This is a genomic window from Planktothrix sp. FACHB-1355 (assembly GCF_014748295.1).
GTDB lineage: Bacteria > Cyanobacteriota > Cyanobacteriia > Cyanobacteriales > Aerosakkonemataceae > Aerosakkonema > Aerosakkonema funiforme_A.
In genome coordinates, this window is the sequence record NZ_JACJUP010000081.1 from 1 (window position 1) to 11,263 (window position 11,263).

Annotated in this window: 11 protein-coding genes and 1 pseudogene; 10 read left to right on the forward strand and 2 right to left on the reverse strand. The window is 40.8% G+C overall.

Translation table 11 applies throughout. The annotated features are described in order from the left end of the window. Both H6S82_RS06165 and H6S82_RS06170 read left to right on the forward strand, forming a co-directional pair. Positions 1-532 (forward strand): annotated as a pseudogene (locus tag H6S82_RS06165) (hypothetical protein); the annotation flags it as partial. 2 nt (positions 533-534) lie between these two features. Next, positions 535-957: a hypothetical protein gene (locus H6S82_RS06170; RefSeq protein ID WP_190468072.1), complete on the forward strand. Its 423-nt coding sequence runs from the start codon at positions 535-537 to the stop codon at positions 955-957. An 85-nt stretch (positions 958-1,042) separates the two neighbouring features. On the opposite strand, the gene H6S82_RS06175 is transcribed toward H6S82_RS06170, so the two are convergent. Together H6S82_RS06175 and H6S82_RS06180 are read right to left on the reverse strand one after the other, a co-directional pair. After that, positions 1,043-1,648 carry a DUF4276 family protein gene (locus H6S82_RS06175; protein WP_190468069.1) on the reverse strand — a complete coding sequence of 202 codons (606 nt, stop codon included), beginning with the start codon at positions 1,646-1,648 and terminating at the stop codon, positions 1,043-1,045. Then, entirely contained in the window at positions 1,645-2,799 is a 1,155-nt protein-coding gene (locus tag H6S82_RS06180) for an AAA family ATPase (RefSeq protein ID WP_190468067.1), read from the reverse strand. Before H6S82_RS06180 ends, H6S82_RS06175 begins: the two co-directional genes overlap by 4 nt. A gap of 94 nt (positions 2,800-2,893) precedes the next feature. Between H6S82_RS06180 and H6S82_RS06185 the strand changes: the two genes are divergently transcribed. The 8 genes from H6S82_RS06185 to hypB all read left to right on the forward strand — a co-directional run bounded on the left by H6S82_RS06185 (position 2,894) and on the right by hypB (position 10,962). Next, positions 2,894-4,054, forward strand: a complete 1,161-nt coding sequence (locus tag H6S82_RS06185) for a hypothetical protein (protein ID WP_190468064.1) — start codon at positions 2,894-2,896, stop codon at positions 4,052-4,054. A gap of 323 nt (positions 4,055-4,377) precedes the next feature. Then, complete coding sequence (gene hypF, locus H6S82_RS06190; RefSeq protein WP_190468061.1) at positions 4,378-6,750, forward strand: carbamoyltransferase HypF; 2,373 nt, start codon at positions 4,378-4,380, stop codon at positions 6,748-6,750. Between the two features lie 34 nt (positions 6,751-6,784). Continuing rightward, the gene (locus H6S82_RS06195; RefSeq protein WP_190468058.1) at positions 6,785-6,967 is read left to right on the forward strand and encodes a type II toxin-antitoxin system HicB family antitoxin; all 183 of its coding nucleotides are present in this window, start codon (positions 6,785-6,787) and stop codon (positions 6,965-6,967) included. A gap of 30 nt (positions 6,968-6,997) precedes the next feature. Further along, a complete protein-coding gene (locus tag H6S82_RS06200) occupies positions 6,998-7,264 on the forward strand; it encodes a HypC/HybG/HupF family hydrogenase formation chaperone (RefSeq protein WP_190468055.1) in 267 nt (88 codons plus the stop codon). An 81-nt stretch (positions 7,265-7,345) separates the two neighbouring features. Then, positions 7,346-8,479 carry a hydrogenase formation protein HypD gene (hypD, locus tag H6S82_RS06205; RefSeq protein WP_190468053.1) on the forward strand — a complete coding sequence of 378 codons (1,134 nt, stop codon included), beginning with the start codon at positions 7,346-7,348 and terminating at the stop codon, positions 8,477-8,479. A 240-nt stretch (positions 8,480-8,719) separates the two neighbouring features. After that, positions 8,720-9,787: a hydrogenase expression/formation protein HypE gene (gene hypE / locus H6S82_RS06210; RefSeq protein ID WP_190468049.1), complete on the forward strand. Its 1,068-nt coding sequence runs from the start codon at positions 8,720-8,722 to the stop codon at positions 9,785-9,787. Next, positions 9,788-10,132: a hydrogenase maturation nickel metallochaperone HypA gene (gene hypA / locus H6S82_RS06215; RefSeq protein WP_190468046.1), complete on the forward strand. Its 345-nt coding sequence runs from the start codon at positions 9,788-9,790 to the stop codon at positions 10,130-10,132. It begins immediately after the preceding gene. Next, positions 10,123-10,962 carry a hydrogenase nickel incorporation protein HypB gene (gene hypB, locus H6S82_RS06220; RefSeq protein ID WP_190468043.1) on the forward strand — a complete coding sequence of 280 codons (840 nt, stop codon included), beginning with the start codon at positions 10,123-10,125 and terminating at the stop codon, positions 10,960-10,962. Before hypA ends, hypB begins: the two co-directional genes overlap by 10 nt. The last annotated feature ends 301 nt before the right edge of the window (positions 10,963-11,263 follow it).

Below are 11,263 nucleotides of genomic sequence, written 5' to 3' on the forward strand. Positions count from 1 at the left end.
AGGAGAGATTAAAAATTATTTAGAAGGAGGTGTGAAAGTAGCTGCAAAAGCAGCACAAATTGGTGGTGCGCCAATATTAGCATGGCTCGGTGGTGGCGCACTAGCTGCGGGTGGTGGTGGCGTAGCTCTTGGAACAGTTGTGCTGGGTGGTGCTGTTATACTTCCAGCTTTGGTGATTGGCAGCTTATTATTTAGCCAAAAAAACGCCGAGTCTGCTGAGTACGAAGCTAAATTAAATCAGGCAATTACAGATATAAAATCTGCTACAAAGTTTGCAGAGGAGATCAAACAACGGATTATTGCCTTAAGAGATACACTTAAATCTCTTGACTCTCAAGCTGTTGAAGGTATTAACCAATTACAATCTCGACCTTTTGATGCCACAAGAGATGCAGAAAAGTTTCAACAAGTAGCACTTTTGATGAAAGGACTTGTAGAAACTTTGAAAACTCCTGTTTTAAACAGCGAAGGAAAACTGAATCTTGGCACTGTAACCATTATCGAAAAATACTGTAACTTACCAGGCAAATAAACATGGTAGCTAAAAAAGTTCCTGTAGAAGTAATGGGTGCTGGCGTATTAAATCCAGCTTTAGCCCCTTCCCAATGCTTACGGGCTATTGTTGAAGCTTACACTGAATACAAAATAGTTGCCGAGCAAGAAAAGACTAACCGCCGTGAAATTGCGGCATGGGAAAAAGCAACAGTTGCTAATATTCAAGCTCAACGAGATGCTTTGATAAAGTATCTGAAACTCTCATTTGATGAACGAGCCAAAAACTTTAGTTTTCTGTTTGAAAAAGTAGACCAAGCAATAGCTGATGGTAATCCAAATCAGTTAGCTTTGGCAATCAATTCAATTACAGAGATCGCTAAATCTAGCCCATTCAAAGACATTGCTGATTCGTCATTTGTGCAAGCAGCACTCGATGATCCTGATCATGAATGGACTATCTAAACTTGTGCAAAAGATAGAAAGATAAATGGCGATCGCATTTTTCAGTTTTGGGGAGAGTGCGATCGCTCTTTTTCTAAACTAAAATTCAATCAATTAACTCACCCTCACAAAGAGTTATAATCGTATTGATAAAAGCCTTTAATTCAGGACAAGCTTTTATTGAAACCATCAAATTATTTCCTCTTAAAATACTTGCTCCATCGCGAGGCTTATTGTAACTTCTGCGTCCGCCTGATTCAAATATTTTTCTAATCCGCTTAGATGGTGGATTATTATGATTAACCTGTTCGGGAGAACCACTAGGCGCTGATTTATTATGTCCAGCTTTCTTTTGAATGGTTGACCAAAAAGGTAACAACCAAGCTTCAAAATCATACTGTGCAGCATGAGGATAAAAATTCGGATTATTTCCCACCCATTCAGCCATTTTAACCTTAGCATCTGCGGCATCTACAAAATCATTTTTACCTGTATAAACATCTGTTAATGCAATCACGGCATCACAAGCATCTTTGCCACTCAGTAGATTTTCAACTTGACGTTTAAGTTTATTTTCTTTAGGAATACGACCATCAAATTTTACAAATTTTAATTTTGGCATTCTTTTTTCCAAGCAAGAGCTAAGAAAATTTACTAGGAAAGGCTTAAAAACATTTTCAGTTTCTCCCTCAACCAAAATGGCAATTTTCATGGTTGCCCCCCAATCAAATTCATAGCCCAAATTTCATCCAAACTATATTCCTCTAACCATTTTTCTAAATCTAAAGAATCCGCCCAAGTCATCGTTGTTAACCCATCTTCAGCATCACAAACTAGAACCTCGTTAGGTTCTAAAAATCGAATCAATCTATCGGAGTGAGTGGCAACAATAAGCTGAGTGCGTTGGGAAGCTTCTCGCATTAAATGAACTAACAATCTCAATAACTCTGGATGCAAACTTACTTCCGGCTCATCAATGAGAGTAACAGATGTTAAATCACGACTTTGTAAAAGAGTAACTAACCAAATAAATCGCAAAGTTCCTTCAGAAAGTTGATCCATATAAAGAGGTTGAGAAAAATTTTTATCCTTCCAAGTCATTGCCAAAGTTCCTGCTGCTACTGGTGGAAAACTCAACCTTTCAAAATCAGGAAAAGCCGCCGCAAGTGTATCTTCTACTATTTCAAATCTATCCCTGTCTGTCTCGCGCAAATAATAAAGGCAGGAAACTAAATCTTCCCCATTAAATCCGGGTAATTTTGCCGGACGCATTGCTTGAGGTAAACGCATTGGACTTCTGGGAGCAACATTCAATTCCCAGGCTCTATAAAAACTACATAAAGCTAATTTTTTTCGCAAAGTCTCTGGTTCTTTGTACATTTTGGGAACCTGAGAAAGGGAAGTTTCTAAAGGGTTATGTTCCCAATTTGGGCGCAATAGTCTTTCATATTCTGGATCGTAATATTTAATATCTAAACCGCGAGAATCAATATACTTAAAAGGTGCAGTGGCAGCGAGATTTCGCTGTTGGGTTAAAGTTTCTACAGCAATTTCATAAAACTGACCTTTACTAGCAAGTTGAAGACAGTAATTCAACGGGTTTTGGTTTTCTACAGGCATTGACAAAGATATGCTCATACTATCGGCTTTATCTCTTGTCAACATTTGATTAAGACCGCTAAATTCGGAAATTTTTGACTGTAATTGACCATTTGCAGAAGCTGCCAAGAGGGAGAATATTTCTAAAAAAGAGCTTTTTCCGATACCGTTAGCGCCAATCATAACGGTGAGAGGTCGCAGTTCGATTTCAATTGAAAATAAGCGACGGAAACCTTTAACACTGATGCTTTCAAACGAATTCATATTATTTCTTTCATCTCATCTTGTATTTTGGCGGGAAATCGCTGCTAAAATTGCGATCGCACGCTAGGATGATCGGTAATTTTCCCTTTTTTCTATGATAACTCAAAAGGCAGTCCCATTTTCGCTTCTCTCGCCTGAAGGTGCAAAGGTAATTATCGGTGGTTTGGGAGATTCTATCATCCCGACGCCGATCGCACCTACCCCTAATACTTTATTTGGGCCAAGAGGTATTTGTTTAGTTGCCGATCGTTCTTTGTGGGTGGCGGATACGGGACATCATCGTTTGTTAGGATGGCGATCGCATCCTGAATCAGACAATCAACCTGCGGATTGGATTATCGGACAACCAGACTTTTTTAGTGAAGGGAAAAATGCTAAAGGTAATCCAACTGCTTCTACTCTCAGCGTTCCCACTGGAATTTGTATTTGTGGTGAAGGTTTAGCTGTTGCTGATGCTTGGAATCATCGCGTTTTGATTTGGAAAAAAATCCCAGAAGATAGTAATATTCCTGCTGATATCGTGTTAGGACAAGCTGATTTTTCGCAAGGGGAACCAAATCGGGGATTTATGGATACGGCGTGCGATCGCTTGCATTGGTGCTATGGTGTTTTCTATTATGAAGGTAAGTTATTTGTTGCTGATACTGGAAATCGTCGAGTTTTGATTTGGAATCAGTTACCAGAGACTAACGGACAACCTGCGGATTTAGTTTTAGGACAACCCGATTTTACCTCTCGCAATGAGAATGGGGGCGGAACACCGACGGCGGCGAGTATGCGTTGGTGTCACAGTATGGCAATTTGGCAAGGTAATTTGGTAGTGGCGGATGCTGGAAATAATCGGATTATGTTGTGGGAAGGAATTCCTACAGAAAATAATACTCCCTGCGTGGCGGTGTTAGGGCAGTCTAGTTTTGACAAAGTAGAACTGAATCGAGGGGTTTACTTTCCTACTGCGGCTAGTTTAAATATGCCTTATGGGGTGACAGTAGCGAAAGATTGGTTATTAGTTGCTGATACTGCTAATTCTCGCTTATTAGGTTGGAAATATTTGGCAGATTTGCGCCTGCTTCACGGTACAGATGCGAATGCTTTAATCGGACAACTTGATTTTCAAAGCAAGGGAGAAAACCGAGTTTACGGTTTACCGATGCGAGATAGTCTTTGTTGGTGTTATGGGGTGCTGGTTTGTGGCGATAAAGTTGCGATCGCTGATTCGGGAAACAATCGAATTTTACTGTGGGATTTGGAATAAATCTTGATTTATACCACGCAAACGTCGCAATGGAAAGTATTGCAAGCTACCTTCCCTATCTTACCATGAATTTTACGATCGAAAACAGATGCTAAGAAAGTTTGAAATTTTGGTCACTCTGACTTGCGATCGCTTAAATATAAGGTAGGAGAACAAGAAAATAATTTTTCCCTAACTCCCAACAGATTTAACCATCTGTAGACCCCGCCTTAAAGCTGAGTCTACATCTGTGTTCATCTGTGTTCATCTGTGGTAAAAAATCCCAAATTTGGGAATAGTTTAACTTATCCTCTTCTAAAAATAAGATTCTAACTTCTAACAGAATGATAACCGATATTAACAACCCAAATTTAAATATAGCTGAAGAAATTCGAGTACGCGGTACAGTCCAAGGCGTAGGATTTCGTCCTACAGTTTATCGCCTTGCTAAACTTGGCAGTTTGTGCGGTGAAGTATGTAATGATGGCGAAGGCGTACTGATCCGAATTGTGGGAACTGCTGAAGCTGTAGAAACTTTTATTGACAAACTACAAAAAGAATGTCCGCCATTAGCAAAAATTGAAGCGATCGCACGTTCTCCTCTCTCTCATCCACCAACTTACACCGATTTTACCATTACTCAAAGTATCAGCAATCAAGTTAAAACCAGCATTACTCCCGATGCAGCAACTTGTCCTGAATGTAAAGCCGAAATATTCGATCCTTTTAGTCGTTGGTATCGCTATCCTTTCACTAATTGTACTCACTGCGGCCCTCGTTTAAGCATCGTTCGCGCTATTCCTTACGATCGCCGTAACACCAGTATGGCTAATTTTACTATGTGTTCGGATTGCACGAAAGAATATGCAGATGTAACAAATCGCCGATTTCACGCCCAACCTGTCGCCTGTCATATTTGCGGCCCAAAAGCTTGGCTAGAACGGGCAGATGGCAAACCCATTGTATCATATATGTTCTCGATGTTGGATGATGTGGATGCAGTTTGCACCCTGTTACAACGAGGAGAAATTATTGCGATTAAAGGTATTGGTGGGATTCATCTCGCTTGTGATGCTACCAACGAAACCGCAGTACAAAAACTTAGAGAACGCAAGCATCGCTATCATAAACCATTTGCTTTGATGGCAAAGAATTTAGAAATTATCGATAAATATTGTTTTATTGATGAGTTAGAAAAAAAACTGTTACAAAGTGCGGCTGCTCCAATTGTACTATTACGATTGAAAGACAGCAGAGAAGAAATTTCAAAACCTATTGCTGCTTCCGTCGCCCCTAATATTAAATCTCTCGGTTTCATGTTGCCTTATACACCGTTGCACCATCTGATTTTGCGGCGCATGGAACGTCCGATCGTTCTCACCAGTGGCAACATTTCCGATGAACCACAATGTATTACTAATGAAGTAGCAAAAGACAAGTTGAGTCAAATCGCTGATTATTTTTTACTACATAACCGAGAAATTGTCAATCGAGTTGATGATTCGGTGGTGAAAGTAGTAAGAAATCGACTGCAAATCCTACGTCGCGCTCGCGGTTATGCCCCCGCGCCAATCCGCCTGCCATCGGGATTTGAACAAGCTCCTCCTATTTTAGCAATGGGGAGTGAATTAAAAAATACTTTTTGTTTGTTGCGGGAAGGAGAGGCAATTTTATCGCAACATTTGGGTGATTTAGAGAATGCAGCAGCGCTGACGGCTTATCGCGAAACATTGGAACTGTATTTGCATTTGTTTGAACATAAACCAGACGCGATCGCACTCGATCTGCATCCCGAATATCTCTCTACCAAATTAGGTAAAGAATTGGGAGTCGAGCGAATTTATTCGATTCAACATCATCACGCCCATATTGCCGCTTGTATGGCCGAAAATGGGATAAAATTAGAAACTAAACCGATTTTGGGAATTGCGTTAGATGGTTTAGGCTATGGTGAAGATAGCACGCTTTGGGGTGGCGAATTTCTATTAGCAGACTATCGCAGTTACCAAAGATTGGCAACTTTTAAACCTGTTGCTATGCTAGGAGGAGAACAGGCAATTTATCAACCTTGGCGGAATACTTACGCTCACTTGATGGCCGGATTTAATTGGGATGAATTGGCGGTAAGATATAGGGAATTAGAAATTGTGAATTTTTTAGACCGACAACCGCGATCGCTCTTAAATCAAATGTTAGCAAAAGGAATTAATTCTCCGTTAGCTTCTTCCGCTGGACGCTTGTTTGATGCGGTAGCGGCTGCTTTAGGAATTTGTCGAGATTTAGCTAGTTATGAAGGACAAGGAGCAATCGAATTAGAAGCTTTAGTTGATAATATTAGTGAGGAAACAGGATATCCTTTTGAAATTATCTCTGCGCCGATTTTCTATTTAGAACCCCGTCCGATGTGGCAAGCATTATTAACAGATTTACAAACAGGGGTTTGCCAGAGTGCGATCGCGACGAGATTTCATCTTGGACTAGCAAAAGCGATCGCATCTATGGTAGTTAGGTTGCAGGAAACTCACTCTTTTACTCAGGTTGCTTTAACAGGAGGTGTCTTTCAAAATCAGGTATTATTAGAACAGGTTAGCCAGCAACTAAATGTGATGGATTTAACAGTTTTAACCCATAGTTTAGTGCCAGCTAATGATGGTGGATTGTCTTTAGGACAAGTTGCGATCGCCGCCGCAAAATCAATTCAAAAAGGTATAAAATGAAAATAAACTTTTCTTTTGATTGAACACGGGAAATATGAAGACTTTTACGGCAATTGTTGAACGAGATCTTGATACAAAACTCTATGTAGGTTATGTCCCTGGATTTCCGGGAGCCCATTCCCAAGGAGAAACTTTAGATGAACTACAAGAGAATCTCCGTGAAGTAATTGAGATGCTTTTAGAAGACGAGAATCTTTTAGTTAAGTGCGTACAATAAAAATTTTCCAATTACAATAGGTAACGTAAAATGTGTTTAGGAATCCCCGGTCAAATAATCGAAATCACAGACATCAAAAACAAACTCGCCACCGTTGATATTAGCGGCGTAAAACGTCAAGTTAATATCGCTTGCATCGTCGATGATACCCATCCCGTCGAATCTTGTTTAGGAGATTGGGTATTAGTCCACGTCGGTTTCGCCATGCAACGAATAGATCCAGACGAAGCAGCCGAAACCCTAAAATTACTCGAAGAACTAGCAGAAATTCAAGAATCATTAACCATAAGCAACTAAAGTCTTAATCCCAACCATAAAGCTACCTGTTTATCTTCCTTCATCTGCGTTTATCTGCCTTCATCTGCGGTAAAAAAAACCATGAAATATATCAACGAATTTCGCGACCCCCAAAAAGCCCAAATATTAATCGAACAGATTCGGCAAATCAGCCAACAAATTGCCACCGACAAACCCATTAAAATCATGGAAGTTTGCGGCGGACATACCCATGCCATTTTTAAATATGGATTAGAAGATTTGTTACCAAAAACGATCGAACTCGTTCACGGCCCGGGCTGTCCAGTCTGTATAATGCCAAGAGGTAGGCTAGATGATGCGATCGCACTCGCACAACAACCCAATGTTATTTTTACAACCTTTGGCGATGCGATGCGAGTTCCCGGTTCCAAATATAGCTTGCTGCAAGCGAAAGCAAATGGTGCAGATATTCGCATGGTTTATTCGCCTTTAGATGCGCTGCAAATTGCCAAACAAAATTCCGATAAAGAGGTAGTATTTTTTGCGATCGGCTTTGAAACCACCGCACCCAGCACTGCTTTAACAACACTGCAAGCAGAAAGCGATCGCATACAAAATTTCAGCCTATTTTGCAATCACGTTTTAGTTGTACCAGCATTAGAAGCACTATTAGCTAACCCCGATTTGCAATTAAATGGATTTGTTGGCCCAGGTCATGTTAGCACCGTAATTGGTACAGAACCTTATCGAATTATTGCCGAAAGATATCACAAACCTGTCGTCGTTTCTGGGTTTGAACCTTTAGATATTTTGCAATCAATTTGGATGGTAGTTAAACAATTAGCAGAAAAACGTTGTGAGGTGGAAAATCAATATAGCCGCTTGGTGAATTCAGCGGGTAATGCTGTTGCTTTGGATGCGATGCAACGGGTATTTGAAGTAAGAGAAATGTTCGAGTGGCGCGGATTGGGTGATATTCCGTTGTCTGGGTTGAAAATGCGTTCGGAATATGCGTGTTTTGATGCGGAGGCGAAATTTACTTTTCCAGGTAAGCAAGTTGCAGATCACAAAGCTTGTCAGTGTGGGGAGATTTTAAAAGGCGTGATGAAACCTTGGCAGTGTAAGGTTTTTGGGACTGCTTGTGTTCCCGAACATCCCCTTGGTGCTTGTATGGTTTCTTCGGAAGGGGCTTGTGCTGCTTATTATAAATATGGGCGTTTATCGATCGAGCGGGAAGAGGTGAAGGTTAATTAGATCTGGGTTTTTTTAACCACAGATATCCACAGATGAACACAGATGAACACAGATGTTAGCGCAGTTTTTGGGTGGATAAATTTACGTTTTTTTACCACAGATGTATGCAGATGAACGCAGATGTTAATGCAGTCTTTTGGTGGAGAGATTTACGTTTTTTTACCACAGATATCCACAGATGAACACAGATAAACACAGATGTTAATGCAGTCTTTTGGTGGGGAGATTTAGTTGTTTTTTATGGATATTTCTCGTTGGAAAATGCGACAAGGTAAGAAAAAATTTCAGGAACGCACTGTTACTTTAGCGCATGGTAGTGGTGGTAGTGCGATGCGCGATTTGATTGATGATGTTTTTGTGGGTAGTTTTGATAATCCTACGCTGTCGCTGTTGGAGGATCAGGCGCGAATTGATTTAGGGAGTTTAATGTTGTTGGGCGATTGCCTCGCGTTTACCACTGATTCTTATGTGGTTACTCCTTTGTTTTTTCCTGGTGGTGATATCGGTAGTTTGGCAGTTAATGGTACTGTTAATGACTTATGTGTTAGCGGGGCTAAACCGCTTTTTCTGAGTTGTAGTGTGATTTTGGAGGAAGGTTTAGAAATTGATATTCTTCGTCGAGTTGTTGATAGTATGAAAGCGGCTGCTTTGGCGGTGGGCGTGCAAATAGTGACGGGAGATACTAAAGTTGTTCCTCGCGGTTCTGCTGATAAGTTATTTATCAATACTACTGGTATTGGTGTGATTAAAACGGGCGTTTCTCCCGCTGCTTTCCAAATTCAACCAGGGGATATTATTTTAGTTAATGGTTCTTTGGGGGATCATGGTGCTGCTATTTTGGTAGCGAGGGGAGAGTTATCTTTGGAAACTGATATTCAAAGCGATTGTCAACCTTTAAATGGGTTAGTTGATGCGATCGTTTCAGTTTGTCCAAATGTGCGGGCGATGCGGGATGCTACTCGCGGCGGATTGGCTACAGTATTGAATGAGTTTGCCCAAAGTGCTAATGTGGGAATTCGTTTGCATGAGTCAGCTATTCCGGTTAGAAAAGAGGTAGCTGGAATGTGTGAGTTGTTGGGATTCGATCCGCTTTATTTGGCAAATGAAGGTAAGCTAGTAGTGGTAGTTCCGCCTGATTCAGCAGATGAGGTTTTGGCGGCGATGCGATCGCATTCCGCTGGCAAAGATGCTCGGATTGTTGGCGAAGTTATTGCCAATCCTGCGGGGGTGGTATTGCTGAAAACTGAATTTGGTACAGAACGAATCGTTGATATGTTAGTAGGCGAACAATTGCCGAGGATTTGTTGAATGCACGAATTAGGAATTACCCGAAATATTGTTGCGATCGCCACCGAACACGCATCTGGTTCTAGGGTAAAACGAGTATCTCTAGAAATCGGACAACTAACCGCTATTTTACCTGATTCGATCCGCTTTTGTTTCGATGTTTGTTGTCAGGAAACATTGCTAGAAGGAGCAAAATTAGAAATTATTGAAATTCCCGGTTTAGCCCGTTGTCGTCAATGCCAAACAGAGGTTACTTTAGAAATGCCATTCGGTATTTGTCCCTCTTGCGGTAGTAGCGATTTAGAAATTTTTCAAGGTGAAGAACTTAAAATTAAGGAATTGGAGTTAGAAGAATTATGTGTGTAACTTGCGGCTGTTCTGATGATGCTAACGTAACTGTTACCAATCCCCAAACCGGAGAACATACTCATGTTTTAGCTGACGGTACGGTTGTTTCCCATTCCCATCACCACGAACATTCTCACGAACATCATCACGAACATCCTCATACCCATTCTGTTGCCACTGAAAATGCCCAATTACACGCTAAAATGCACGGCACAACAGTTAGTTTAGAACAAAATATTTTAGCCAAAAATGATTTGTTGGCAGCCCAAAATCGCGGTTGGTTTAAAGGTCGAAATATCTTAGCACTTAACTTAGTTAGTTCTCCGGGTTCGGGAAAAACAACGTTGTTGGCGAGAACGATTGAAGATTTAAAAGACAAAGTTGGAATTAGTGTAATTGAAGGCGATCAAGCTACTACTAATGATGCCGATCGCATTAAAGCTACAGGTTGTCCTGTCATCCAAATTAATACGGGTACGGGTTGCCATCTGGATGCAAATATGGTAGAACGAGGATTGCAAGAACTCAATCCTCCTCTGAATTCAATTGTGATGATTGAAAATGTGGGAAATTTGGTTTGTCCGGCTTTATTTGATTTAGGAGAAACTGCCAAAGTTGCGATTTTGTCAGTCACAGAAGGAGAGGATAAACCAATTAAATATCCATATATGTTTCGTGCCAGTCAGGTGATGATTATCAATAAAATCGATCTATTACCTTACGTGCAATTTAATGTCGATCGCTGCATTGAATATGCACGTCAAGTTAATCCCCACCTACAAGTATTTCAAGTATCTGCCACAACCGGAACGGGCTTAGATGCTTGGTATCGTTGGTTAGGTGTTTAGATCGTCTTATACCCAAACATTGGATATCTCCAAAAATTCTTGTGGGGTAGGCATCCTGCCTGCCGAGAGAGATTCTTTGAGAGGAAATCTCTATTGTAGAGACGTTTCATGAAACCTCTCTACAGCCGATTGCCATAAAGGGGATTATAACAACTCTGTCAAAAAGCAGCCTTCTATGAAACAAAAATACCCCGCCACAGCGCAAGCTTGGCGGGGTATTCTCAACAACAATTACTTATCAAAAGCCAATGACTGATGACTACTTAGTTTCAGAGAATTCAGCGTCAATGACATCATCACC

What these genes read in the sequence shown, in the direction of transcription:
- H6S82_RS06170 (WP_190468072.1), top strand. Translation starts at nt 535, where the DNA reads ATGGTAGCTAAAAAAGTTCCTGTAGAAGTAATGGGTGCTGGCGTATTA.
- H6S82_RS06175 (WP_190468069.1), bottom strand. Translation starts at nt 1,648, where the DNA reads ATGAAAATTGCCATTTTGGTTGAGGGAGAAACTGAAAATGTTTTTAAG.
- H6S82_RS06180 (WP_190468067.1), bottom strand. Translation starts at nt 2,799, where the DNA reads ATGAATTCGTTTGAAAGCATCAGTGTTAAAGGTTTCCGTCGCTTATTT.
- H6S82_RS06185 (WP_190468064.1), top strand. Translation starts at nt 2,894, where the DNA reads ATGATAACTCAAAAGGCAGTCCCATTTTCGCTTCTCTCGCCTGAAGGT.
- hypF (WP_190468061.1), top strand. Translation starts at nt 4,378, where the DNA reads ATGATAACCGATATTAACAACCCAAATTTAAATATAGCTGAAGAAATT.
- H6S82_RS06195 (WP_190468058.1), top strand. Translation starts at nt 6,785, where the DNA reads ATGAAGACTTTTACGGCAATTGTTGAACGAGATCTTGATACAAAACTC.
- H6S82_RS06200 (WP_190468055.1), top strand. Translation starts at nt 6,998, where the DNA reads ATGTGTTTAGGAATCCCCGGTCAAATAATCGAAATCACAGACATCAAA.
- hypD (WP_190468053.1), top strand. Translation starts at nt 7,346, where the DNA reads ATGAAATATATCAACGAATTTCGCGACCCCCAAAAAGCCCAAATATTA.
- hypE (WP_190468049.1), top strand. Translation starts at nt 8,720, where the DNA reads ATGGATATTTCTCGTTGGAAAATGCGACAAGGTAAGAAAAAATTTCAG.
- hypA (WP_190468046.1), top strand. Translation starts at nt 9,788, where the DNA reads ATGCACGAATTAGGAATTACCCGAAATATTGTTGCGATCGCCACCGAA.
- hypB (WP_190468043.1), top strand. Translation starts at nt 10,123, where the DNA reads ATGTGTGTAACTTGCGGCTGTTCTGATGATGCTAACGTAACTGTTACC.